Below are 24,032 nucleotides of genomic sequence, written 5' to 3' on the forward strand. Positions count from 1 at the left end.
TGGGGGGAATGGATATGAAGTTGGGTATGCGGCTCGTACTCGCGGCTGTGGCAGTGACGGCGGCGACGCCGTCCTATGCAGCGACCGTTGTTTCAACCAAGTCGATCGATGCCTCGACTGACCTGCTGCTCGGCGCGCAGGTGACCGACAATGCCGCGACGCGTGACCAGAGCTCGACGGTGCGCTCGGGCAACGGCTCGTTCGCCGGTCAGGGTTCGACCAACGCCGCGGTGTCGGGCGCGTTCGGCGCCGGCAACGTCGCCAACGCGACCGGCACGGGCAACACGCTCGTGACCAGCACCTCGCCCGACGGCTGGGTTGCGCGTTTCGTCGACGACCTGTCGGCTGCGTCCACCTCGGCAGCGGCTTCGGCATCGGTGTCGATCAGCCATGAGGTGATCACCACCTTCCTGCTCAACCAGACCGGCCTGCTCAACATCGGCTACATCGCGGCGGCAACCGATCTGGACACCCGAAGCGGCAATATCGCCGGTCGCGCGCTCGACTATATCAACATCTACCAGGGCGCGAACGACACATTGCTCTTCACCGGCACGCTTGCCGACTACACCGCCGCTGCGACCGCGTCGAAGACCTTCCAGGCGGGCACCAGCTACAAGGTGTCGGTAAACACGCTGCCGCGCACCGGGTTCAGCAACGCCGATGCGCAGGTGATCGGTGCGGGCACGCAGGCCTATAAGTACGATCGTTCGATCAGCTTCTCGCTGAACGGCGTCACTGGCGGCGCAGTGCCCGAGCCGGCGACCTGGGCGATGATGATCCTGGGTTTCGGTCTGGTCGGGGCGGCACTGCGTCAGCGCCGCGGCGGTCAGATCAGATTGCCGGCGTAAAATAGTATCAGGATCGCGGCCACCAACAGGAACGCGAGATAATATAGCCCGCCTTTGATCGGTCGCTTCGCCTTCCGATCGAAGGTCGGGCCCTCGCTCAGTTCCTCGCGAACCAGCTTGTCGGCCATGATCGTTCTCCTGTGTTGCCGCATCAACCGGCGGCGCGGCGGAACGATCCGCATCGAGCCTACCGTCACCCCGGAGCCGCTCCGGGGTGACGTTTTGTTTACGAGGAGCGCTTCGCATCGGTGGCGTCAGCCCGCCGGGGCGATGATCGCGATCTGCCGCCCGTAGCCCGGCTCGCCCCTGTGCGTCGCCCGGCGATAGGAAAAGAACCGCGCCTCGTCGGCATAGGTGTCCAGCCCCAAGGCCGCGACCCGCTTGACCCCCGCCGCCGCGAGCCGGTGGACGACATAGCCTTCCAGATCGAAGCGGTGATGCCCCGCGCGCGCATTGACGAAGAAGCGCTCGTTCGCACCGTCCGCTTCCTCGAATCGTTGCCGGAACGCATCGTCGACCTCATAGCTGGCCCGCGCGATGCACGGCCCCACCGCCGCCACGATCCGTTCGACCTGTGCACCGCGCGCGATCATCGCCGCGACCGTCGCATCGGTGATCCCGGTCAGCGCCCCCTTCCAGCCGGCATGCGCGGCCCCGACGACGCCTGCCGCGATGTCGGCGAGCAACACCGGCGCGCAATCGGCCGTGACCACCCCGATCGCAAGGCCGGCGCGGTCGGTGACCAGCGCATCCGCTTGCGGTCGTTCGGCGAACGGCGCCTCGACCGTGATGCAGGTTGCCGAGTGAGTCTGGTACGGCGTCAGCAGACACGCCCCCGGCGCGACCGCGCCGACCGCCGCCGCGCGGTTCGCCTGCACCAACGCCTCGTCGTCCGCTGAGCCCAGCCCGACGTTCAGCCCGGCATGGATCCCCGCCGAGCCACCGCCCTGCCGCCCGAAAAAGCCATGCGCGACACCGTTCAGCACCGCGGCGCGGAACGGCACCGGCAAGGTCACAGTGCGCGTCGCATCACGACGTCGGTATCCTCATGGTCGCCGACCATGAAGGCGTAGCGGCCGACATCCTTGAACTCGTACTTGGCGTAGAACCGCCGCGCGCGCTCGTTGTCGACGAACACTGACAGGTACATTTCGCGCATCCCGCGTGCGCGCGCTTCCTCCAGCGCCCATTCCATCATCTTCGGTCCCATGCCCGCGCCCTGCCAGGGCTGGAGCAGATAGAATTGCCGCAGCTCGATCGCGCCTTCCTTGGGCGTGAACGGCAGCCGTGGGGGGCCGAGTTTGACATAGCCGACGACGATATGCCCGTCCTCGACCACCGCGACCGAATAGGCCGGGTCGGCGATCTCGCGCGCCCAGTCCTCCGGCGTGTGCTGTTCGAGGAAGGTGGCGAGATCGGCCGCGGAATACAGCATGCCGAACGTCTCGGTGAAGGTCGCGCGGGCGACGCCGGCCAGATCGGCGGCGTCCTTCGCGGTGGCACGGCGCAGGGTGGCGCGGCGGGTCATGCCCCGAACCCCGCCGGTTGCGGCCAGTTCTGATGTGTCGCTGCGATCACCTTGAACAACTCCCCCATGTCGTCCACCAGCCGGCGGCGGTCGCCGGCCACTCTCTCGCCCAGCGCCGCGGCGCGCTGGTCGATTCCCAATGCGCGCAGGAACGCGCCTTGCCCGGTCGTTCCGAACGTCGCCGCGCCCGAGGCGCTGGCCACCAGCCGCAGCGTCGCCATATCGACGTGCGCGGTCAGGTCCTGTTCGCCCGGTGCCTCGAACGGATTGGCATAGGCATGACCACGCACCGCCTGCAATGTGTCGCCGACCGCCGGACCGTCATAGCCATAGTCGATCACCAGCGCCGCGCCGCCCTGCGTGACGATCCGCGCCGACAGATCGGCCATGATCGCGACACTGGCGGGCGACGTCTCGACGATCGCCCCCGACGCGGCGGCGGCGAGCGCGGGCGGGATAATCGTGTCGGGCACGCTGGTCCCCGCGATCGGCAGGAACAACGTGTCCTGACACGCGACCAGCCGCTCGTGCCACGTCTGCCCACGCTTCACGAGCTGGCGGATCGGCAGCGCGTCGAAGAATTCGTTGGCGATGACGATCAGCGGCACGTCCTCGGGCAGCGTCGTGATCGAATCATGCCACGTCGCGCCCGGCACACGCTCGGCTTGCGCGGCGCGCATCGTCGCGCTGGTCTCGACGAGATGCGCTGCCGGCGTCAGGCCGGCATGCGCCATCACGCGCAGCGCATCGGCGCTCAGCGTGCCGCGCCCCGGTCCCAGCTCGACCCATGCCACTACGGGACGCCCGGCGCGGTCCCACAGGTCCGCCGCCCATGCGCCGATCAGCTCGCCGAACATCTGACTGATCTCGGGTGCGGTCGTGAAGTCGCCGGCCGCGCCGAGCGGGTCGCGCGCTGCATAATAATGCGTGTTGGCGGCGGCCATGAACTGGCTGACCGGGATCGGCCCGCCCAGCGCAATGGCGCGGGCCAATCGTTCGGCAAGCAGGGGCTCGCCCATCAGGCGACCGCGTCCGGGCCGGCGATCGGCTCGACGCGCGTCCTGCGGCCCAGTGCGGTCAGGATCAGGAACAGCCCGGCAAGGATCATCGGCACGCACAGCCACTGCCCCATGTGCAGCCCTGTCGCCTCGGCGAACTGGCGGAGCTGCGCGTCGGGCTCGCGGAAGAACTCGGCGGTGAAGCGCGCAAGGCCGTAACCGGTCAGGAACAGCCCGACCAGCTTGCCCGGCTGATAGCGGGCATCGGTGCGCCAGAAGAAGAACCACAGCAACGCGAACAGCAGGATGCCCTCCAGCCCCGCCTCGTAGAGCTGGCTCGGGTGGCGCGCCGGCTCGGGCACGCCGAACGGCACCGTCCGTTCGAAGACGATCGCCCACGGCACGTCGGCGGGCTTGCCCCACAATTCGCCGTTCACGAAATTGGCGAGCCGCCCAAAGAACAGCCCGAACGGCACGCAGGCCGCGACATAATCATGCACGCGCAACCAGTTGAGCCCATGTTTGCGCGCGAACCAGATCAGGCCCAGCGAGGTGCCGATCACCCCGCCGTGGAAGGACATCCCGCCGTCCCATAGTCGCAGGATCGACAAGGGCCGCGTCAGCATCTCGGGCGCGTAGAACAGCACATAGCCGATCCGGCCGCCGAGGATGATGCCCAGCGTCGCGTAGAAGACCAGATCGTCGGCATGACGCCGCGCCATCGGTGCGCCCGGCTGGTCGAGCAGCTTGAGCAGATACCACCAGCCGATGACGATTCCGGCGATATAGGCCAGGCTGTACCAGCGCAGCGTGAACACCCCGATCGAGAAGACGTCGGGATGCAGCCCCAGATCGGAAAAATGTATGTGGCTTGCCGCTACGGCAGCCGTGAGCGCGGGCAGGATCAAGGCTTTCCCCTCGTGAATCGCGCCTCCATAAGGGGCGAATAAGACAAACCCAAGCGGAGAGAGTGATGCGGACCGAGCTTGACGCACGCATGGATGCCATAATGGCGACCCTGACGGGGCAGGGTGGTCCGCTCGCATTGGGATCGATTGCACGTTTCGGCCGCACGCTGCCGTGTATCGCCACCGCCCCGCTGACGCTGCCGGCCTATTTCGCGCATTTCTGCGCCGAGCATCGCGACAAGACCTTTCTGGTCTGCGGCGACGAACGGCTGACCTTCGGGCAGGCGTATGATGCCGCGACCCGCGTCGCACAGGCGTTGATCGACGGCTACGGCATCGCGCCGGGTGACCGCGTCGCGATCGCCGCGCGCAACTCGGCGGCCTGGATCGTCCTCTACATGGGGATCGTCATGGCCGGTGGTGTCGCCACCCTGCTCAACGGCTGGTGGCAGGGCGAGGAACTCGCGGCGGCGGTTGCGGAATCGACTCCGGCACTGATCCTCGCCGATCCGCCGCGTGTGAAGCGGCTCGGCGACTGTACCGTGCCTGTCGAGGCGTTCGACGACACGCTCCCGCTCGAACAGGCGCTCGACGCGGTGTTCGCGCGCGCTAAGGGCGCGACGCTGCCGACGATGGGGCCTGACGATCACGCGACCATCCTGTTCACCTCGGGCTCGACGGGTCGCGCGCGTGGCGCGCTGTCGACCCAATTCCAGGTGGTGCAGGGCACCTTCAACTTCCTCGCCTCGGCGATGATGATGCTGGCGATTTCGACTCAGGACGGCAAGCCGATGGCCGCGCAGCCCGCGACCCTGCTCAATGTGCCGCTGTTCCACGTCACCGCCATGGTGCCGACCTTCCTCCAGAGCTTCGCGATGGGGCGCAAGCTGGTGCTGATGTCGCGCTGGGATGCCGAGGAAGCGATGCGGCTGATCGAGCGCGAGAAGGTCACCTATTTCGTCGGCGTGCCGCTGATGAGCCTCGAAATGCTCAACCATCCGCGCCGCGACGCCTATGACCTGTCGACTGTCACTGATTTCGCGGCCGGTGGCGCACCGCGCCCGGTCGAGCATGTCCGGCGGCTCGATGCCGAGCTGCCCGGCTCCCCGCTGATCGGCTATGGCCTGACCGAGACCAACGCGGTCGGCGCAGGCAATTGGCGCAGCAACTATCTCGCCAAGCCCGCCTCGACCGGGCGCGCCTCCGCGCCGCTGGTCGAGTTCGCGATCCTTGACGATGCCGGGCAGCAGGTGCGGCTGGGCGGCGTCGGCGAGATCGGAATTCGCTCGGCGGCGTGTTTCGAGGGCTATTGGGGCCGTCCCGCCGACACCGCAGCCTGCTACACCGCCGACGGCTTCTTTCGCACTGGCGACCTCGGCTATCTCGACGCCGACGGCTATCTGTTCATCGTCGACCGCAAGAAGGACATCATCATTCGCGGCGGCGAGAACATCAGCTGTCAGGAGGTCGAGGCGGCACTTTATACGCATGGCGCGGTCGCCGAGGCGGCGGTGTTCGGGCTCGCCGACGAGCGGCTCGGCGAGGTGCCCTGCGCGGTCGTCCACCTTGCTGACCCGGACGCGACCACCGCCGCGGAACTGATCGCCTTCCTCGGCGAGCATCTCGCCGCGTTCAAGGTGCCGCAACGGCTGTGGCTCAGCCCCGGTCCGCTTCCCCGGCTCGGCACGGAGAAGATCGACAAGCAGTTGTTGCGCAAAGACTATGCGGCGCTGGTGGCGGCCTGAGGCGGAGCGTACTCCCGAAAAATGCTGCGTGTGCGAGTGTCGAACGTTTGCAAGTTTGTGAGCGATTGAGCGGTCGCAACCAAATTTTATGACGCAAGTGCACAAAAAAGCTTGTCGGTCAGATAAGCCTGTCATAGCCTTGTCATGACAGGAGGCGCAGATGCGAACGTCAGTAATGTATCCGGTCTTCGCTGGAACGCTGACGATCATCGCGCTTTATCTGCTGCACGCCGCGCAGCTTGCCGGGCGGTCCGATCTGCACGTTCTGCTCATCGGCGGCTGCTACGGCTATCTCCTCAGCCGTCTCGGCGGATTGCTAAGTGCCATAGCGGTGCGATGGCGCAGGCGAATGCTGAAGCCGCCGGAACTGCCTGTCTCTGCCGCACCGTTTGGCGATACGTCGGGAAAGGTGGTGTCAATCCGTGACGCGCGCCGCGAACCGGCCGGGCAGCAGGCTGTTCCCTATGGCCCATGGGCGCAGAACATCCTGCCAATGACGCTGGCGCGCGAACGTCGCGGCCAAACCTGGACAGCCTCCTGAGCGGGAGCGGTCAGCCGCGAATTTTCGACGCAGGTTGAACCATCTCACGGCTTCCTCCGCTTCGCTCCCTTAGTGGATTTCTGGCCGCGAAAGCCCCTTTCGCCGCGCCGCCGCGCCCGCTACGCCGCTTCGCATGGCGGAGATCACGCGGCGCAGGCTTCTCGTTTCCGGTGGTATCGGCGCGGGGCTGGTCGTGGCGTGGGCGGCGTGGCCGCGCGCCTATCTGCCCAATCTCGCCGCCGCGCCCGACGAGCGTGTCTTCAATGCCTTTCTCAAGATCGCGCGCGACGGCAAGATCGTTGTCGCGGTCCCGCAGTGCGAGCATGGGCAGGGTGTCTTCACCACCTTGCCGCAGATCGTCGCCGACGAACTCGGTGCCGACTGGCGGACGGTCGGCGTCGAGGCGGCGCCGGTTTCGCCCCTTTACGCCAACCCGCTCGCCGCCGACGGGCTGTTCGGCGATGCGTTCGCGGGCGTCCCCGAGCGGTTGCGCGACGAACATTGGACGCGCGATGCGCTGATGCTCACCGCCGGCTCGACGTCCGTGCGACGGTTCGAGGCACCGCTGCGCGATGCGGGCGCGGCGGCGCGCGTGCTGCTGTGTCAGGCAGCGGCCAGCCGCTGGGACGTCGACTGGCGTGACTGCACCACCGCCGACGGCTTCGTCGTCCATGGCGACCGGCGCTTGCGCTTCGGCGAGCTGGCCGAGGCGGCAGCGTCGGGCAGTATCCCCGCCGAACTGCCGTACCGGATCGGCGACGAGGGGCGGCTGACCGGCGAAGCGCTGCCACGGCTCGACGTGCCTGCGAAGGTCGATGGCTCGGCCAATTTCGTCGCCGACGTGCGGCTGCCCGACATGGTCTTCGCAAGCATCCGTCAGGCCCCGCACCGTGACGCGCGGCTACAATCGGCAAATCTCGCCGCCGCCGAGCGGGTGCCGGGGATGCTCCACGTCGTCCGCAACGATCGCTGGATCGCGGCGGTCGCGAACAACTGGTGGGCCGCCAACCGCGCCTTGAACGCGCTCGCCCCGCGCTTTGCGGGCCCGGTGCCGCCCGACGACGCCGCGATCGACCGCGCGCTCGTCGTGGCGCTCGATGCTGCCGGGCACCGGGTCGCCAGCACCGGCGACGTCGATGCCGCCTTTGCCGGCGCGCGGCTGGTCGAGGCCGAATATCGCGTCGCCCCCGCGCTCCACGCCGCGGTCGAGCCGCCCGCCGCGACCGCACACTGGCAGAACGAGCGGCTGGAACTATGGGCCGCGACGCAGGCGCCGTCGCTGGCGCGCGCGGCGGCGGCGCGGGCGATCGACGTGTCTGAGGCGCAGGTCATCCTCCATCCGATGCTCAGCGGCGGGTCGTTCGGCGCGGCGCTGGAGAACGATGTCATCGAACAGGCCGCGATCCTCGCCAAAGAGCTGCGCCGGCCGGTGCAACTCGCCTGGTCGCGCGGCGAGGCGCTGCTCCACGACCGGGTGCGTCCGCCAGCGCGCGCGCGAATGGCGGCGCGGCTCGCTCCCAATGGCGCGATCCTTGGGTGGCGCGCGCGCGTCGCGGTGCCGGCGACCGGGTGTGCCCTTGCCGCGCGGCTCTTGCCCGACGATCCGCTGCGCCGGCTCGCCGCGGCGCTGCCGGCGGGCGCGGACGCGTATGCGATCCACGGTGCAGTACCGCCGTATCGGCTGGGCGCGTCGGAGGTCTGGCATCACCCGGTCGCGCTCGACCTGCCGACCGGACATCTGCGCGGCGGGGCGGACGGGTACACCGCCTTCTTCACTGAATGCTTTCTCGACGAACTGGCGCGCGTCGCCGGGAGCGAGCCGATGTCATATCGCGTCGGGCTGCTCGGCGGCGAGCCGCGACTTGCGCGCTGCCTGACGACGGTGGCGGCGCTTGGCGGGTGGAGTGGCGGCGTGCCGGGCAGCGGGCAGGGGATTGCCAGTCACACGATGGCCGGCAGCATGATCGCGGTGCTCGCCGAGGCCGGGTTCGACCCCGCCGGGCGACCGCGCCTCGACCGGCTGGTGGCAGCGGTGGATTGCGGTCGCGCGATCAACCCCGACATCGTCCGCCAGCAGATCGAGGGCGGGCTGATCTTCGGCGCCGCGACGACGCAAGGCGCCGCGGCGCACTATCACGACGGGCTCGCGAGCATCCGCCGCTATGGCGATGTCGGGCTCCCGACCCTCGCCGACGCGCCCGAGATCACCGTTGAGCTGATATCCTCGACCGCCGATGCCGGTGGCGTCGGCGATCTCGGCGTGCCGGCCGCCGCCCCCGCGATCGCCAACGCCCTGTTTGCCGCCGGCGGAACGCGGTGGCGCCACTTGCCGTTCAGGAGCGCGTGATGCTTCCCCTCGACCACCCGACCATCCCGCGGCCACGCATCGGCGTGCTGCTCGTCAACCTTGGCACGCCCGATGCAGCGGACACGCGCGCGGTGCGCCGCTATCTCGCGGAGTTCCTGTCGGATCGCCGCGTCGTCGAGATCCCGAAACTGCTGTGGCAACCGATCCTGCGCGGTGCGATCCTTACGACGCGCCCCAGGAAATCGGCACACGCCTATCAACAGGTCTGGACCGATCAGGGGTCGCCGCTCGCGGCGGTGACGCGCGCGCAGGCGCTTTCGCTAAAGGACGCGTTCGGCGCGGAGGTGCTGGTCGACTGGGCGATGCGTTACGGCAACCCGGCGATCGGCGACCGACTTCAAGCCATGAAGGACGCCGGGTGCGAACGCATCCTGATCGCGCCGCTCTATCCGCAATATTGCGCCGCCACGACCGCGACCGCCAATGACAAGGCATTTCTTGCGCTCGCCGCAATGCGCTGGCAGCCCGCGATCCGCACCCTGCCGCCCTATTACGACGACCCGGCCTATATCGACGCGCTCGCCCGCAACGTCACTGCGGCACTCGGCAACCTCGACTTTGCGCCCGATGCGATCGTCGCCAGCTTTCACGGCATGCCGCAGCGAACGCTGGCGCTCGGCGATCCGTACCATTGCCATTGTCGCAAGACCGCGCGGTTGCTCGGCGAAGCACTAGGCCGCCCATTGACGGTCGCCTTCCAGTCGCGCTTCGGCCGCGCCAAATGGCTCGAACCCGCCACCGACACCACGCTGGAGGCGATGCCCAAGCAAGGCATCCGCAAGGTCGCCATCCTCGCGCCGGGCTTCTCCGCGGATTGTCTCGAAACGCTGGAAGAGCTGGCGATCCGTGGACGCGAGAGCTTCGTGGAGGCGGGCGGCACGCATTTCGCCTATATTCCTTGCCTTAACGACAGCGCGGACGGTGTGGCGATGTTGCGCACGTTACTGGCACGTGAACTTGAAGGGTGGGTTGCCCCCGCCTAGGCTGACGTGGATTTGGGATACCGCCTCATTCCGGGCGGGCGACGGGAGAGGATGTTATGGCACGTGTGGCGATCGTCACAGGGGGGACGCGCGGCATCGGGGAGGCGATCAGCGTTGCCCTGAAGGACGCGGGAATGACGGTCGCGGCCAATTATGCCGGCAACGACGAGCGTGCGCGCGAGTTTACCGAGAGGACCGGCATCGCGGCATACAAATGGGACGTGGCGGATCATGAGGCGTGCCTCGACGGCTGCGCGAAGGTCGCGGCCGAGTTGGGCCCGGTCGACGTCTTGGTCAACAACGCCGGCATCACCCGCGACGGCACGATCCTGAAGATGACCTATCAGATGTGGAAGGAGGTCATGGACACCAACCTCGGCGGTTGCTTCAACATGGCCAAGGCGGTGTTCCCGGGAATGCGCGACCGCAAATGGGGCCGGATCGTCAATATCGGCTCGATCAACGGTCAGGCCGGCCAATATGGTCAGGTGAATTATGCCGCCGCGAAAAGTGGCATTCACGGCTTCACCAAGGCACTGTCGCAGGAAGGCGCACGCGCAGGGGTGACCGTCAACGCGATCGCGCCGGGCTATATCGACACCGATATGGTCGCAGCGGTCCCCGCCGATGTGCTGGAGAAGATCGTTGCCAAGATCCCGGTCGGCCGGCTCGGCCAGGCGCAGGAGATCGCGCGCGGCGTGGCGTTCCTGTGTTCGGAGGAGGCCGGGTTCGTGACCGGGTCGACGCTGAGCATCAACGGCGGGCAGCATATGTACTGACGGGCCGAGGCGCGTCGCCCGGTACCGCGGCAACGGCGCCGTCGCGCAGCGCGGCTCGGCCCGGCTGGCGGGTCGGCTTCGCGCCGACCCTGCCGACGACGCTGGCTTCGCCCGCGGCGGGTTGCCAACGGCCCGCGGCACCCTTTGTCCGTCATTGCGAGCAAGCAATCCAGAACGTCCTGACCCGGCCCAGGATTGCTTCGCTACGCTCGCAATGACGAAACTACCTACCTCAACGTACAGTCCCGGAAATAACACGAGCCCGGCACCTTTCGGTACCGGGCTCGCGCCCTCATACGCTACGCGAGGGAAGGGGTGAACGACGGCCGGGCCGTCGTCGACCGGATCGGCGCTGCCGACCCGTCGGCCGTGCCGCTGGCGGCGCCTCGCGCCCCGGCCGGGAGCATCGCTCCCGACCTGCCAGCGTCAGCGGCAATAACGCGGGTTGTTCGACTTCTCGATCGCATTGCCCGCGACCGCGCCGCCGACACCACCCAGCACCGTGCCGAGCGTGCGATCACCGCGCGAGTCGATCACGCGACCCAGCAGACCGCCGGCAATCGCGCCGACCACCGTGCCGGTCGTGCCGTTCGAGCAGCGGCGATTGTAGCTGTAACGACGGTTGTTGCCGCGATAATCGCGCCGATCGTAACCGCGCTGATCGTAATAGCCGCGATTGTCGCTGTAGCGGTCGTAGCGGTCGCCGTAATAACGCTGGGCGTCGGCGGCAGTCGGGGCCACGGCGGCGGCACCCATCGCGAGCGCGGCACCGGCAAGGGCGAGATTCTTGAACATGAGCAGTCTCCCGTTTGCTGTTCCGGTCGGCGGGCTTTCCCGTCGATGAAAGAGCTTTTGCCCGATTCGCTTTGAGCCGACGCTGAATGCGCTCGTTATCGGGCGTTCATCCTTTCGCGGACTGCTTCGGTGGTTTACCCGCGAGACGTGCGATGGCCGATCACTCTCGCCCTGGTGCTGACGTTGGTGCCGGCCTGGACGGGTGACGGCCGCCGCGCGGTGTTCGATCCCGGCCTGAGCATCACCGCCACGCCGTTCGTGCCGCGCGGCGGCTGGCCACGCCGCGTAGGGGCGCTCGAACCCGTCGGTGCGGTGTCACTGCGCGCGAACCAGCGTGCGTTCGGCGGCATATCGGCGCTGGCCCTGCACGATGGGCAGGCGATCTTGCTCAGCGACGGCGGTTTGGTGGTGAGATTGCGGATCTCCGGCGACAAATTGTGGACGCTGGGCACCGCAGAACTTTCGGACGGGCCAGAGACCCCGTGGCGCAAGGCGTCTCGCGATACCGAGTCGCTTGCACTTGACCCGCGCACCGGCAGGGCGTGGATCGGTTATGAGCGGATCAACATGATCTGGCGCTATGCTCCAGACTTCGAACATGCCGATGCCGCGAGTCCCCCGCTGGCGATGCGCGACTGGGGCGTGAACAGCAGCATCGAATCACTGGCGCGGCTGAACGACGGACGCTTCCTCGCCTTCCGCGAGGGCGGGCTGTGGCAGAATGGTGCGCGGGCCGCCTTGCTCTTCTACGGCGACCCGGCGCTTTACGACACGCCCACTGCCGCGCTTCGCTACCTGCCGCCGCCGCATCATTCGCCAAGCGACGCGGCGGTGTTGCCGAACGGCGACGTGCTGGTGCTCAATCGCCGCGTCCATCTGCCGATGCGCTTCGAAATGACGTTGGTCCGTATCGCCGCACACAGCATCAGGCCGGGCGCATTGCTCCATGGTCAGGTCGTGGCGCGATTCGGCGACACGCTGGGGCGTGAGAATGCCGAGGGACTGGCGGTCTCGCAGGAGCGGGGTCAGACGATGATCTGGCTCGTCACCGACAACGACGGCGCGTCCTGGCGGCGGACGATCCTCGCCAAATTCCGCTGGCGCGGCTGACGGCGCAACGCACTACGGCCCGCCGTCCAAGAAGGAGGGCGGGCCGCAGCGATGCGGGCAGAGCCGTCAGCGTCAGGCCGCGACGGCGGCCGAGCGCTTCTTCACGACGTCGCGCTTCAGGCGGCGCGCCTTGAGCGACAGCTTGTCGTCCGAGGTCTTCACCAGCCAGTTGTCCAGCCCGCCATTGTGCTCGACCGAACGCAGGCCGTGGGTGGAGACGCGCAGGCGGATCGACCGCTCCAGCGAGTCGGACAGCAGGGTGACGTTCTGCAGGTTCGGCAGAAACGTACGCTTGGTCTTGTTATTGGCGTGGGAAACGTTGTTGCCCACCTGCCGGCCCTTGCCGGTCAGCTCGCAAATGCGCGACATGTGACTAATCCTGATTTCGGTTGCCCGGAAAGTGCGCGCCAGTAACCCGTGGGTGACGATCGGTCAAGTCGTCAGCGCTGCAACCAGCCCCGCCCGGCAGCGTTGTTGCGGCAGCGAATCAACATGGATCGGGAGAAAAAGGATGCGCGCGCTGCTGGTGCTGATCGGAATCGTCGCCTTGGTGTTCCTCGCGGCGTTGCTGCTCGGCTTCGTCAAGTTCGACCAGACACAAACGGCACAACTGCCGCGACTCGAAGGCGGGCAGGCGCCGAAGTTCGATGCCGATGTCGCCAAGGTCCGGGTTGGTACCGAGAACAAGACCGTCGAGGTTCCCAAGGTCGAGGTCCAGAAGCCCGGCGAACAGCGCTGAGCCAACGGATTGCCCGGCGGGCGCCGCGGCCTTGAGCCGGGGCGCCGCGCCTCCTTGTTGTGACTGACTACAGACCCTAGGCAGCGACGATGTTTCCGCTGCCACACCCAATGCGCGTCGCGCTAGACGCCGCTCGCGATGCGGCTGCTGCCGGTGAGGTGCCAATCGGAGCGGTGGTAGTACACGCGGGCCGGATCGTCGCCGTCGCCGCCAACGCCCCTCGTCGTCTTTGCGACCCGACCGCCCACGCCGAAATGCTGGCGATTCGTGCCGCCGCCACTGCGCTCGGTCGCGACCGGCTTGAAGGTTGCGAGCTGTGGGTGACATTGGAGCCCTGCGCCATGTGCGCCGGCGCGATTGCCCATGCCCGGGTCGCCCGCCTTTATTATGCGGCCGACGACGCCAAGGGCGGCGCGGTCGAGCACGGCCCACGCTTCTTCACCCAGCCGACCTGCCACCACCGCCCCGAGCTGTTCGCCGGCATCGGGGCGGGGGAGGCGGCGGTGCTGCTGCGCGATTTCTTCGCCGCCCGGCGCTGATCAGCGCCGCGGCAGATCGTTCTGCGAGATCGGGACGATCTTGATCTCGACGCGGCGGTTCTCGGCGCGCCCGGCCTCGGTCTCGTTCGAGGCGATTGGCTGCGTCTCGCCGAACCCGCGCGTCGCGATCCGCGCGTCCTGCACGCCGTGGCTCGACAGATAGTCCGCCACCGAGCGCGCGCGCCGCTCCGACAGATCCTGGTTGTACGAATCGCTGCCGGTCGAATCGGTGTGGCCGTAGACGTCGACATAGGTCTCGCGATAATCGGCGAGCACGCCGGCGACCTTGTCGAGAGTCGTGCGGAACTGCGGCTGCACGTTCGCGGAATTGTACGCGAAGTTGATCCCCGACGGGATGTTGAGCAGCAGATCGTCGCCCTGGCGCGTCACTTCCACGTCCGTGCCGCGCGTCCGTTCGCGCAATTCGCGCTCCTGCTTGTCCATGTACGCGCCGATGCCGGCACCGGCGATGCCGCCGAGCCCCGCGCCGATGATCTTTTCGGTCCGGTCGCGCCGCCCGCCGACCAGATCGCCGAGCAGATACCCGCCCAGCGCGCCACCGATCCCGCCGATCGCGGTCTTGGAGATACGCCGCTCGCCTGTATCCGGGTCCGTCGTACACGCCGATACGGCCACCAGTGACACGCAGGCCAGCGCGGCAGCCAGCTTCGACGACAGCTTCATCTTCTTCCCTTTCGATACCTGACGTCGATCAACCCGACGTTCGCGCTTATGGTTCCGCCTGCGTACTGAATGGTCGCTGAAGCCAGCCAGCAACAAATTGCCGATTGTCGCGCGCGCGCTTTGCCGCCAAGAGGGATGCACACCATGCTACCGCCGTTCCCCTGGGTCGACGTCATCATCATCCTTGCGCTGGTTGCGCTCAATGGCGTCTTCGCCATGAGCGAACTGGCGATCGTGTCGGCGCGCAAGGCGCGGCTGGAGGCGATGGCGCGCAGCGGCCGCAAGGGTGCCGCCACCGCGATCGAGCTGGCGGCCGATCCCGGCAAGTTCCTGTCGACCGTTCAGATCGGCATCACACTGATCGGCATCGGCACCGGCGCCTATTCGGGCGCTAGCCTCGGCACGCCGGTCGCCGCGCGGATGGAGCTTCTGGGGCTGGCGCATGAAACCGCCGTAAGCGCCGGCTTCGCACTGGTGATCGCGCTCACCACCTATGCCTCGCTGATCGTCGGCGAACTGGTTCCCAAGCAATTCGCGCTGCGCAAGCCCGAGGCGGTCGCGTCGCTGGTCGCGCTGCCGATGTGGTGGCTCGCCAAATTTACCAAGCCGGTCGTGTGGGTGCTGGATGCGAGCAGCGCGCTGCTGTTCCGCCTTCTCGGGCTCAACCGCGAGAATGAAGAGCAGGTCACCGCCGAGGAGTTGCACCTGATCGTCGCGGAGGCGAGCAAGTCGGGCGTGATCGAGGAGCATGAGCGGTCGATTATCTCTGGCGTGGTGCGGCTTGCCGACCGGCCGGTGCGCGAGGTCATGACTCCGCGCACGGAGGTCGATTGGCTCGATATCGCGCTCGACGATGCCGGTATCCGCGCCAAGCTCCGCGAGACGCCGCACAGCCGTCTGCCGGTGGCGCGTGGGTCAATCGATTCGGTGGTCGGCGTGGTGCAGGCGCGCGACGTGGCGGCGGCGCTGTTCCGGGACGAGACACTCGACCTGGAGAAGCTGGTCCGCAAGGCGCCGGTGGTGATCGACCAGATCGACGCGATGGACGCGCTCGACGCGCTGCGCCGCGCCGAGGTGCCGATGGCGCTGATCCACGACGAGTACGGGCATTTCGAGGGCATCGTCACCCCTGCGAACCTGCTCGCGGCGATCGCGGGTGAGTTCCTGTCGGACATCGACCCGGAGGAAAGCCCCAACGTCGTGATTCGCGACGATGGCTCGCTGCTGGTCGCGGGGACGATGGCGGCGGATGCGCTGGCCGAGCGGCTGGGCATCGATCTGCCCGAAGACCGCGATTACGCCACCGTCGCCGGCCTCGCGCTGGCGGCATTCCGCAAGCTGCCCGAGGAGGGCGAGAGCTTCGAGGAACAGGGCTGGCGGTTCGAGGTGATCGATCTCGACGGACGCCGAATCGACAAGTTGCTCGTCAGCGAGGCGTGATCCTGCCGCGCTCGTCATCCCGGACCTGATCCGGGATACCGTTTCTTCTTTCCTGAGCGCGCAAAATAACCGGGGCCGCGAATCAAGTCCGGGGCAACGATCGACAGAAAGAGCCATCCCTTTCGAAGCCGTCACCCCAACGACGGTCGGGGCCCAGTTGGGAGGATCGCCGCAAAGAAGCGGTGCGCGTGGTCATGGAAGTCACGAAGCTGAGCTCCGGCCTACGCAGGGGGTGACCAGACAGCAGGCTTGGGGTGACGAGCAACGGAATCGCCGCCGCTACCCCGCCGTTTCGACCTCCAGCACCTCGATCGCATCCTCACGCCCGTTGAACGCGACCAGTTCCCCGGCTTCCGCGCCCATCAGCGCCCGCGCCAGTGGCGCGGAAAACGACAGCAAGCCCGCCGGTGGATCCGCCTCGTCATCCCCGACCAGCGTCACCTCACGTTCCTTCCCCGCCAGCGCGAACCGCACCCGGCTCCCGAAGCCGACAACCCCATCACCGCGCGGCACGGTGTCGATCGCAGTCGCCCGCCGCGTTTTCCAGTAACGCAGGTCGCGCGCGATCGGCTTGGCCGCCTCGGCGTCGGGAGCCTCCGCCAGCGCCGCCTCCAGCTCGGCCACGCGCGCATCGATCAGCGCGCGCCCGCGCGGCGTGACCAGATTGGGCCCGGGCGGGATCGGCAATTCGAACTTCGGCTCAAGATGTTCGTCATCGCTCTCGCGACGAAAGGCGACGCTCATCCGAGCTTGCCGAACTGCGCTTCATAACCGGCGCGATCGCCCTGCGCGAGCAGTCGCGCCTGTTCACGCCAGCGGTCGCGCTCCATACGCCCCTCAAACACCCCGAGCTGCGCATCGAGCTGCTCGGCCTCGGCATCGTCGAGCCACGCCAGCTGATCGAGCCGCGTGATCCCCAATTCGGACAGCCGCGTCGCGATCTTCGGGCCGAGCCCCTTGAGGATCGTCACCGACTGCGCGCCGCCCGTTTCGGCAGGTGCAACCGGCGCGTCGGCGGCGACGCTGGCGGGAGTCGCATCCAGCGGGGCCGCCGCGGCGATCGGCTCGTCGGGGAGCGCCGCCTGATGATCATCCGCGACGCGCTCGGCCGGACTCTGCGCAACCGGCGCAGCCGCGGGGGCGACCGGGGCGGAGGTCGGCGGTGCCGATGGCGCAGGATCCGCCGCCGTCACAAATGGCGAGCCGCCCTCGGCGGTGTTTGTCGCCTCGACGCCGTCCGCCTTCAGTTCCTCGATCCGGCGCTGCTCCTCGACCTCGGCGGCGCGGCGCTGGCGCTTCAGCCGTGCGCCCCACACCATCGCGATGATCGTGAGCACGGCGAGGACCGCGACCAGCGCGAGCGCGATCGTGACGAGCACGCCGTTCTGGGAAATTGGGTCGAGATCGAAGGTGCCTGAGTTCATGAGCCGGTCCTGCGCCGAAAGTGCTGCCCGCTCAACCGTCGATCACCGCCTTGGCTCCGATGTCACTGCGGAAGAAGCCGGTCGGGAAGTCGACTTTCGCGACCGCGGCATAAGCGGCGCGCTGCGCGGCGGGCACATCGGTGCCCGTCGCGGTCACCGCCAGCACGCGCCCGCCCGCCGATACCAACCGCCCGTCCTTCAACGCCGTCCCTGCCTGAAAGACCACCGCGCCATCCGCCTGCGCGGCGTCGATGCCGCCGATCGTGCCGCCCGTGCGCGGCGTGGCCGGATAGTTTTCCGCCGCCATCACCACGGTCAGCGCGACCTCGTCGGAGAAGGTCGGCGCGGGCACATCGGCCAGCCGACCCTCGGCGACCGCGAGCAGCAGCGCGGCGAGATCGCCGGTGTAGCGCATCATCAGCACCTGACATTCGGGATCGCCGAAGCGGACGTTATATTCGATCAGCTTCGGGCCATCGGCGGTCAGCATCAGCCCGGCGTACAGCACGCCGACATAGGGTGTGCCCGCGGCGGCGAGGCAATCGATCGTCGGGCGGACGATCTCGCCGAGCGCGCGTTCCTCCAGCTCAGGGGTCAGCACCGCCGCCGGGCTGTACGCGCCCATCCCGCCGGTGTTGGGGCCAGTGTCGCCGTCGCCGACGCGCTTGTGGTCCTGCGCCGAGCCAAACGCGGCGGTGGTGGTGCCATCCGACAACACGAACAGGCTCGCCTCCGGGCCTTCGAGCATTTCCTCGATCACCGCCTCGACCGGGCCGTGCGCATAGAGGTCGGCGATCGCCGCCTCGGCCTCGGCGCGCGACGTGGCGACCACCACGCCCTTGCCCGCCGCCAGCCCGTCGGCCTTGATGACGCACGCGTCGCCGAAATCGTCGAGGCAGGCGAGCGCGCCGTCCTTCGAGGTGACGCGGAAATAGCGCGCGGTCGGGATGCCCATTCGCGCGCACAGATCCTTGGTGAAGCCCTTCGACCCTTCCAGCTTCGCCGCCTCGCGGCCGGGGCCGAACACGGCCACGCCGATCGAGCGGATATTGTCGGCGAGACCGTCGACCAGCGGCGCCTCCGGCCCGATCACCACCAGCCCAACCCGATGACGCCGCACGAAATCCACCACCGCGCGGTGATCCGTCACGTCCAGCTCGGCGATCGTCGCATGTTCGGCGATGCCAGGGTTGCCCGGCGCGGCGAAGAGCGTATCCAGCGTCGGAGACTGCGCCAGTTTCCAGGCGAGCGCATGTTCGCGTCCCCCCGAACCCACCAGCAGGATGTTCATGGCCGACCCCCTTTACGATACTCAGGCGGGGCGGCTGGTAGCCGAGCCAACGCCCGGCGACAATGCGATGGCGTTGACCGTCGGCGAACTGTCGGGCCGATTGAAGCGGATGGTCGAGGGCGAGTTCGGCCACGTTCGGCTGCGGGGCGAGATTTCGGGCTACAAGCGCGCGACCTCCGGGCATTTGTACCTCTGCCTGAAGGACGAGAGCGCGGTCATCGACGGCGTGATGTGGAAGGGCAGCGCGGGTGGGCTGGCCTTCCGCCCCGAGGACGGCGTCGAGGTGATCGCGACCGGGCGGCTGACCACCTATCCCGGCCGCTCAAAGTACCAGATCATCATCGAGCGGATGGAGCTGGCCGGCGCGGGCGCGCTGATGGCGCTGCTCGAAAAGCTCAAGGCCAAGCTGGCCGGCGAGGGGCTGTTCGACACCGCGCGCAAACAGCCGCTGCCGTTCATGCCGCGCGTGATCGGGGTCGTCACCTCGCCGACCGGCGCGGTGATCCGCGACATCCTTCACCGGCTCGAGGATCGCTGTCCGACGCATGTGATCGTCTGGCCGGTCAAGGTGCAGGGCGCCGGCGCGGCCGAGGAGGTGGCGGCGGCGGTGCGCGGGTTCGACGCGCTGCCCGAAGGTGGCGCGATCCCGCGCCCTGACCTCGTGATCGTCGCACGCGGCGGCGGCTCGATCGAGGATCTGTGGGCGTTCAACGAGGAAGTGGTGGTGCGCGCGGTCGCGGATTGCTCGATCCCGATCATCTCGGCGGTCGGGCACGAGACCGACACGACGCTGTGCGACCATGTCGCCGACCTGCGCGCCCCTACGCCCACGGCGGCGGCGGAGATCGCGGTGCCGGTGCTTGCGGAATTGCGGCTGACGCTCGACGCGATGGCCAACCGCACGCAGCGCTGCGCGCGCCGCTATGTCGAGCGTGGTCGCGAGCAATTGGCGGCGCTGGTACGCGTGATGCCGACCCGCGACCGGCTGCTCGGGCCGCAGCGACAGCGGCTCGACGATCTCGGGATGCGCGGCGACCGGGCGCTGGAGCGCCGCGTCGCGCGCGCGCGCGGCGAGCTGACTCATGCCGCGGGCGCGATCCGTCCCGCGACGCTGGAGCGGCGGCTGGAGGCGGCGCGGCGGCGACTTGCCGATGTCGGGCGGCTGGTCGACAGCCTGAACCCCGACCGAATTCTCGAACGCGGCTATGCGCGTGTCGAGGCGGCGGCGGGCGGCACCGTCACCACTGCCGAGGCCGCGCGCACGGCGGGTGCGCTCAACCTGCGCTTCCGCGATGGGGCGGTGGCGGTGCAGGTCGACGGGAGCGCCAGACCCGAGGCAAAGGTTGAGCGCGCAGCCCGCCGCGCCTATCCTGACAAACCCGAGCAGCCCCGCCTGATCTGAGAGCCCGATACCGATGTTGATGTCCCACACCGACCGTCCCGCCAAATTGCATTATATGGCCAATGGCTTCCGCATTCTGACGCCGGGCGATCACGTGGTGTGCGCGGTCAGCGGCGCGCGGATCGCGCTCGAGGATTTGCGCTATTGGGACGTCGCGACGCAGCGGCCGTTCGCCAGCGGCGCGATCGCGATGGAGGAGCTGGCGCCGCGGTGATGCGCCGGATCGCGTATCTGGTGCCCTTGCTGACCGTCGCTGCCCCTGCACCGGCTCAGACGATCCCGCCCGCGCGCTTCGGCCTGAGCGACGGACTGCGGCAGGGCGCGCTGGTACTCGGCACCGCTCCGACTGGCACGACCCGCCTGACGCTCGACAATGCGCCGGTCGTCATCGCCCCGGACGGCCGCTTCGTGATCGCCTTCGACCGTGACGCCAAACCGCAGGCGCTGCTCGCCGCGACGCTGGCCGACGGCACGACGCAGACCGCGACGCTGGCGATCGCCCCCGGTGACTGGCGGATCGAGCGGCTGCCCACGCTGCGCAAGATCCCGGTGCCGAGCGCGGAATTCGCCGCGAAACGGTCGGGCGAACTGGCGCAGATCGTCGCCGCGCGCGCGACCGGCAGCGATGCGGACGGCTGGCGGCAGCGCTTCGTCTGGCCGGCGCGCGGGCGCATCTCGGGGCTGTTCGGCGCGCAGCGCATCTATGCCGGCGAGCCGGGCAGCTATCACGGCGGCGTCGATGTCGCGAAGCCCGAGGGCGCAGAAGTGGTCGCGCCCGCCGACGGCGTGGTCACGCTCGCCGCCGATCCGCCGTTTACGCTGGAGGGGCGGCTGCTGATCCTCGATCATGGGCACGGCGTGACCAGCGCGTTCCTCCACCTGTCGCGGATCGACGTGCGCGTTGGCGAGCGGGTGCGGCAGGGGCAGCCGCTCGGGCTGGTCGGCCGCACCGGCCGCGCGACCGGCCCGCACCTGCACTGGGCGATGACATGGAACGGCGCGCGGATCGATCCGCTGCTCGTCGCCGGGCCGATGCCGCCCCCGTAACCGTTATTCCACTCAGCCCGTCATTCCCGCGAAAGCGGGAATCCAGAACCTCTGACGGGGCGACTCTTGCGAAGACCTGCGCGTCTGGATTCCCGCCTGCGCGGGAATGACGAGCTACGGTTTAGGCACCATCACCTCGATCACCCCCGCCGCGACATGCGCGGTCACCGGCGTATGCGCCAGCACCTCGCCGTCAATCGAGATCGGCAGCGGCGGATCGGTGCGCACCTTGATCGACTTGCCCGAGAAGCTGACGGTATCGTGGTGCCGCTCGCTGCGCCCGAGAAAGCTGTACGCCCAGTTGCGCACCAGCCGGCGTTTGTAATGCCCCTTCACCGCCTGCACGACGATCTCGCCCGAGGCGATACCGGCCTCGTCGACCAGCCACGTGCCGCCATGATACGGCCCGTTCGAGATCCGCACCTCGACAACGCGCAGCTTCTTCTCGCCCGAGCCGTCGTCGACATAGAGCGTGAATGGCTTGAACCGCGTCAGCTGATATCCCGCCCAACCGAGATAGCCGATCCGCCCCGCCACCTTCTTCAGATTGTGCGGCACGGTCTCGGCGATCTGCGGGCTCAGACCCATCGCCGCGCAATTGGCGAAATAATCGTCGTCGATCATGCCGAGGTCGATCCGCTTCGCCACCCCGTCGCGCAGCACGTCGATCGCGCCGTCGATGTCGAGCGGCAGCCCCAGCGACCGCGCGAAACTGTTGGCGGTGCCGAGCGGCAGCACGCCGAGGATCACGTCATGCCCGACCAGCAGGTCGACCAGCCCGCTGATCGTCCCGTCGCCGCCGCCGAGGATCACCAGATCGGGCTTCTTCTCCAGCGCCTTGCGCACCGTGCGGTCGAGGTGCTTGGGGTCCTTGACCGCATAGGGGGTCACCCCGAACGGCAGGTCGCGCAGCCGCCGGCACGCGCGCTTGAACAGCTTGCGGCCACGACGCGACTTGGCGTTGACGATCAGGGCGGCGGAGCGGATCTCTCTCATGCCGCGCCCAACGCACCAGCACGCGTTCCGCTTCCGTAACGCTTGCATGGAAAGTCGGATTGCGGGAAAGCGCACTCCATGCACGCCGCTTATCCCGCGCTGCGCTTGCGCCGCACCCGTGCCGCCGCCTGGAGCCGTCGGCTCCACGCCGAGAATGTCCTCACCCCGGCCGACCTGATCTGGCCGCTGTTCGTGACCGAAGGGCACGACGTCGAGGAGCCGATCGCCGCCTTGCCCGGCGTCTCGCGCTGGTCGGTCGACCGGATCGTCGCGCGCGCCAAGGAAGCCGCTGCGCTCGGCATCCCGTGTCTTGCGCTCTTCCCCAATACGCAATCGGGCCGGCGCAGCGACGATGGCGCGGAGGCCCTCAACCCCGACAACCTGATGTGCCAGGCGTTGCGCGCGATCAAGGATGCGGTCCCCGACATCGGCCTGCTCACCGATGTCGCGCTCGATCCCTATACGACCCACGGCCACGACGGGCTGGTCGACGCGCGCGGCTATGTTACCAACGACAGCACCGTCGATGCGCTGGTGCAGCAGGCGCTCAATCAGGCGCGCAACGGCTCTGACGTGATCGCGCCCAGCGACATGATGGACGGCCGCGTCGGGCTGATCCGCGCCGCGCTGGAGCGCGAGAGCTTCGTCAACGTCCAGATCATGGCCTACGCCGCCAAATATGCCTCGGCCTTCTACGGTCCGTTCCGCGACGCGGTCGGCAGCCGCGGGCTGCTGAAGGGCGACAAGACCACCTATCAGATGGACCCGGCCAATGCCGAGGAAGCGCTGCGCGAGGTCGGGCTCGATCTCGCCGAGGGCGCCGACAGCGTGATGGTCAAGCCGGGCCTGCCGTATCTCGACATCGTCGCGAAGGTGAAACAGGCGTTCGCGGTGCCGGTGTTCGCCTACCAGGTGTCCGGCGAATACGCGATGATCGAGGCTGCGGTGGCGGCGGGCGCGGCGGATCGCGACGCGATGGTGCTGGAGACATTGCTGGCGTTCAAGCGCGCCGGCTGTTCGGGCGTCCTTACCTATCACGCACCGCTGGCGGCGCGGTTGCTCGGCGCATGATCGAGACCGCCCGCCTGATCCTGCGAATGCCGACCCCCGCGGATCACGCGGCGCTGTTCGCGATGTGGGGCGATCCTGTCGTCACCGCCGATCTCGGTGGCCCGAAGGACGAGGCGGCGTGCCTCGCGGTGCTGGACCGCCACGCGGGCTATGCGCCGCTCGGCTTCGGGGTGGTCGAGCGCCGCGACGACGGGCAGGTGATCGGGCACGTCGGGCTCAAGCCCGGTGCGCCGGATACGCCGATCGAGAGCCTGCTGGAGATCGGCTGGATGATCGGCCGCGACTGGTGGGGGGCGGGCTATGCACCCGAGGCGGCGGCGGGGTGGCTCGACTGGGCATGGGCGAACCGGCCTGATCGCGCGGTGTACGCGATCACCGGGCGGCGCAACGTCGCCAGCCAGCGGGTCATGGACCGGCTCGGCATGCGGCATGTGCCCGAGATGGACTTCCTGCACCCCAAATATCCCGACGACCCGGCGCTCGCCGACAGCGTGACGTACCGCATCGAACGTCCGTGATGGAAAGGACGCCGCTGAGTCCGTTCCGATGGTATTGTCAGTCCTTGAGCTAAACATCCTCCCGTGCCTCGCCCCGGACTTGGTCCGGCGCCCCGCTTCTTCTTGGCGAAGGGGCTAAAAGCGTCATTCCGGATCGAGTCCGGATGACGAACACGGGCACGGAACCGCCGAATGTTGATTAACGCTGGCGTGGCTGAGGTGATACCAAACGTTGATGTCACGAGCAGGAATGCGGCATGTGCCTGACATGGGCTATTTCCATCCGGTGCACCTGC

Annotated in this window: 27 protein-coding genes; 15 read left to right on the forward strand and 12 right to left on the reverse strand. The window is 68.3% G+C overall.

The genetic code is table 11. The features are described from left to right. Positions 1 to 14 precede the first annotated feature (14 nt). Complete coding sequence (locus ACI2JO_RS15005) at positions 15 to 851, forward strand: PEPxxWA-CTERM sorting domain-containing protein (protein ID WP_404721425.1); 837 nt, start codon at positions 15 to 17, stop codon at positions 849 to 851. On the opposite strand, the gene ACI2JO_RS15010 is transcribed toward ACI2JO_RS15005, so the two are convergent. From ACI2JO_RS15010 to lgt, 5 genes are all read right to left on the reverse strand, one after another. Further along, a complete protein-coding gene (locus ACI2JO_RS15010) occupies positions 830 to 979 on the reverse strand; it encodes a hypothetical protein (RefSeq protein WP_404721426.1) in 150 nt (49 codons plus the stop codon). The genes ACI2JO_RS15005 and ACI2JO_RS15010 overlap by 22 nt on opposite strands. Positions 980 to 1,105: 126 nt before the next feature. Beyond that, positions 1,106 to 1,867 (reverse strand): peptidoglycan editing factor PgeF, encoded by a 762-nt coding sequence (gene pgeF, locus ACI2JO_RS15015; protein ID WP_404721427.1) that lies wholly within the window; start codon positions 1,865 to 1,867, stop codon positions 1,106 to 1,108. After that, entirely contained in the window at positions 1,864 to 2,379 is a 516-nt protein-coding gene (locus ACI2JO_RS15020) for a GNAT family N-acetyltransferase (RefSeq protein WP_404721428.1), read from the reverse strand. Before ACI2JO_RS15020 ends, pgeF begins: the two co-directional genes overlap by 4 nt. Next, a complete protein-coding gene (locus tag ACI2JO_RS15025) occupies positions 2,376 to 3,398 on the reverse strand; it encodes a class I SAM-dependent methyltransferase (protein ID WP_404721429.1) in 1,023 nt (340 codons plus the stop codon). Before ACI2JO_RS15025 ends, ACI2JO_RS15020 begins: the two co-directional genes overlap by 4 nt. Continuing rightward, on the reverse strand, positions 3,398 to 4,285 hold the full coding sequence (gene lgt, locus ACI2JO_RS15030) for a prolipoprotein diacylglyceryl transferase (protein ID WP_404721430.1): 888 nt from the start codon (positions 4,283 to 4,285) through the stop codon (positions 3,398 to 3,400). The genes ACI2JO_RS15025 and lgt overlap by 1 nt, the downstream gene beginning before the upstream one ends. Positions 4,286 to 4,350: 65 nt before the next feature. Between lgt and ACI2JO_RS15035 the strand changes: the two genes are divergently transcribed. The 5 genes from ACI2JO_RS15035 (at position 4,351) to phbB (ending at position 10,701) form a co-directional block, all read left to right on the forward strand. Next, positions 4,351 to 6,030 (forward strand): class I adenylate-forming enzyme family protein, encoded by a 1,680-nt coding sequence (locus tag ACI2JO_RS15035; protein ID WP_404721431.1) that lies wholly within the window; start codon positions 4,351 to 4,353, stop codon positions 6,028 to 6,030. A 160-nt stretch (positions 6,031 to 6,190) separates the two neighbouring features. Beyond that, the gene (locus ACI2JO_RS15040; protein WP_404721432.1) at positions 6,191 to 6,571 is read left to right on the forward strand and encodes a hypothetical protein; all 381 of its coding nucleotides are present in this window, start codon (positions 6,191 to 6,193) and stop codon (positions 6,569 to 6,571) included. A 133-nt stretch (positions 6,572 to 6,704) separates the two neighbouring features. Beyond that, entirely contained in the window at positions 6,705 to 8,918 is a 2,214-nt protein-coding gene (locus tag ACI2JO_RS15045; protein ID WP_404721433.1) for a molybdopterin cofactor-binding domain-containing protein, read from the forward strand. Further along, positions 8,918 to 9,922, forward strand: a complete 1,005-nt coding sequence (gene hemH, locus ACI2JO_RS15050) for a ferrochelatase (RefSeq protein WP_404721434.1) — start codon at positions 8,918 to 8,920, stop codon at positions 9,920 to 9,922. The genes ACI2JO_RS15045 and hemH overlap by 1 nt, the downstream gene beginning before the upstream one ends. A 56-nt stretch (positions 9,923 to 9,978) precedes the next feature. Further along, on the forward strand, positions 9,979 to 10,701 hold the full coding sequence (gene phbB, locus ACI2JO_RS15055; protein ID WP_404721435.1) for an acetoacetyl-CoA reductase: 723 nt from the start codon (positions 9,979 to 9,981) through the stop codon (positions 10,699 to 10,701). A 426-nt stretch (positions 10,702 to 11,127) separates the two neighbouring features. On the opposite strand, the gene ACI2JO_RS15060 is transcribed toward phbB, so the two are convergent. Next, entirely contained in the window at positions 11,128 to 11,496 is a 369-nt protein-coding gene (locus tag ACI2JO_RS15060; protein ID WP_404721436.1) for a glycine zipper 2TM domain-containing protein, read from the reverse strand. Positions 11,497 to 11,625: 129 nt separating this feature from the next. Here ACI2JO_RS15060 and ACI2JO_RS15065 point away from each other — a divergent pair, with 129 nt between their 5' ends. Continuing rightward, positions 11,626 to 12,606: an esterase-like activity of phytase family protein gene (locus ACI2JO_RS15065; protein ID WP_404721437.1), complete on the forward strand. Its 981-nt coding sequence runs from the start codon at positions 11,626 to 11,628 to the stop codon at positions 12,604 to 12,606. Positions 12,607 to 12,678: 72 nt separating this feature from the next. Here ACI2JO_RS15065 and rpmB read toward each other — a convergent pair whose 3' ends face one another. Further along, the gene (gene rpmB, locus ACI2JO_RS15070; protein ID WP_028966567.1) at positions 12,679 to 12,975 is read right to left on the reverse strand and encodes a 50S ribosomal protein L28; all 297 of its coding nucleotides are present in this window, start codon (positions 12,973 to 12,975) and stop codon (positions 12,679 to 12,681) included. A gap of 142 nt (positions 12,976 to 13,117) precedes the next feature. Between rpmB and ACI2JO_RS15075 the strand changes: the two genes are divergently transcribed. Next, entirely contained in the window at positions 13,118 to 13,345 is a 228-nt protein-coding gene (locus ACI2JO_RS15075; RefSeq protein WP_159754549.1) for a hypothetical protein, read from the forward strand. Positions 13,346 to 13,434: 89 nt separating this feature from the next. Continuing rightward, positions 13,435 to 13,884: a nucleoside deaminase gene (locus tag ACI2JO_RS15080; protein ID WP_404721438.1), complete on the forward strand. Its 450-nt coding sequence runs from the start codon at positions 13,435 to 13,437 to the stop codon at positions 13,882 to 13,884. Here the strand turns inward: ACI2JO_RS15080 and ACI2JO_RS15085 are convergent, their stop codons facing one another. Further along, the gene (locus tag ACI2JO_RS15085) at positions 13,885 to 14,568 is read right to left on the reverse strand and encodes an OmpA family protein (RefSeq protein WP_404721439.1); all 684 of its coding nucleotides are present in this window, start codon (positions 14,566 to 14,568) and stop codon (positions 13,885 to 13,887) included. Between the two features lie 144 nt (positions 14,569 to 14,712). On the opposite strand from ACI2JO_RS15085, the gene ACI2JO_RS15090 reads away from it, so the two are divergent. Continuing rightward, entirely contained in the window at positions 14,713 to 16,008 is a 1,296-nt protein-coding gene (locus ACI2JO_RS15090) for a hemolysin family protein (RefSeq protein ID WP_404721440.1), read from the forward strand. A gap of 279 nt (positions 16,009 to 16,287) precedes the next feature. Here ACI2JO_RS15090 and ACI2JO_RS15095 read toward each other — a convergent pair whose 3' ends face one another. Genes ACI2JO_RS15095 through purD form a run of 3 tightly spaced genes read right to left on the reverse strand, consistent with a single transcriptional unit; the run spans position 16,288 to position 18,723 of the window. Continuing rightward, positions 16,288 to 16,752 carry a GreA/GreB family elongation factor gene (locus ACI2JO_RS15095; protein ID WP_404721441.1) on the reverse strand — a complete coding sequence of 155 codons (465 nt, stop codon included), beginning with the start codon at positions 16,750 to 16,752 and terminating at the stop codon, positions 16,288 to 16,290. Continuing rightward, a complete protein-coding gene (locus ACI2JO_RS15100) occupies positions 16,749 to 17,432 on the reverse strand; it encodes a hypothetical protein (RefSeq protein WP_404721442.1) in 684 nt (227 codons plus the stop codon). The genes ACI2JO_RS15095 and ACI2JO_RS15100 overlap by 4 nt, the downstream gene beginning before the upstream one ends. Positions 17,433 to 17,463: 31 nt before the next feature. Beyond that, the gene (gene purD / locus ACI2JO_RS15105; RefSeq protein ID WP_404721443.1) at positions 17,464 to 18,723 is read right to left on the reverse strand and encodes a phosphoribosylamine--glycine ligase; all 1,260 of its coding nucleotides are present in this window, start codon (positions 18,721 to 18,723) and stop codon (positions 17,464 to 17,466) included. On the opposite strand from purD, the gene xseA reads away from it, so the two are divergent. From xseA to ACI2JO_RS15120, 3 genes are read left to right on the forward strand one after another with little or no spacing between them, the layout of a single operon-like run. Continuing rightward, a complete protein-coding gene (xseA, locus tag ACI2JO_RS15110; protein WP_404721444.1) occupies positions 18,722 to 20,125 on the forward strand; it encodes an exodeoxyribonuclease VII large subunit in 1,404 nt (467 codons plus the stop codon). The two genes, purD and xseA, sit on opposite strands and share 2 nt — an antisense overlap. A 13-nt stretch (positions 20,126 to 20,138) precedes the next feature. Then, positions 20,139 to 20,339, forward strand: a complete 201-nt coding sequence (locus tag ACI2JO_RS15115; RefSeq protein WP_404721445.1) for a DUF2093 domain-containing protein — start codon at positions 20,139 to 20,141, stop codon at positions 20,337 to 20,339. After that, positions 20,339 to 21,172 carry a M23 family metallopeptidase gene (locus ACI2JO_RS15120; protein WP_404721446.1) on the forward strand — a complete coding sequence of 278 codons (834 nt, stop codon included), beginning with the start codon at positions 20,339 to 20,341 and terminating at the stop codon, positions 21,170 to 21,172. The genes ACI2JO_RS15115 and ACI2JO_RS15120 overlap by 1 nt, the downstream gene beginning before the upstream one ends. Positions 21,173 to 21,286: 114 nt before the next feature. On the opposite strand, the gene ACI2JO_RS15125 is transcribed toward ACI2JO_RS15120, so the two are convergent. Then, entirely contained in the window at positions 21,287 to 22,168 is an 882-nt protein-coding gene (locus ACI2JO_RS15125) for a diacylglycerol/lipid kinase family protein (protein ID WP_404721447.1), read from the reverse strand. A 78-nt stretch (positions 22,169 to 22,246) separates the two neighbouring features. Between ACI2JO_RS15125 and hemB the strand changes: the two genes are divergently transcribed. Next, complete coding sequence (gene hemB / locus ACI2JO_RS15130) at positions 22,247 to 23,239, forward strand: porphobilinogen synthase (RefSeq protein ID WP_404721448.1); 993 nt, start codon at positions 22,247 to 22,249, stop codon at positions 23,237 to 23,239. Further along, entirely contained in the window at positions 23,236 to 23,757 is a 522-nt protein-coding gene (locus ACI2JO_RS15135; RefSeq protein ID WP_404721449.1) for a GNAT family N-acetyltransferase, read from the forward strand. Before hemB ends, ACI2JO_RS15135 begins: the two co-directional genes overlap by 4 nt. Positions 23,758 to 24,032 lie beyond the last annotated feature (275 nt).

The organism is Sphingomonas sp. NPDC079357 (genome assembly GCF_044901155.1).
GTDB lineage: Bacteria > Pseudomonadota > Alphaproteobacteria > Sphingomonadales > Sphingomonadaceae > Sphingomonas.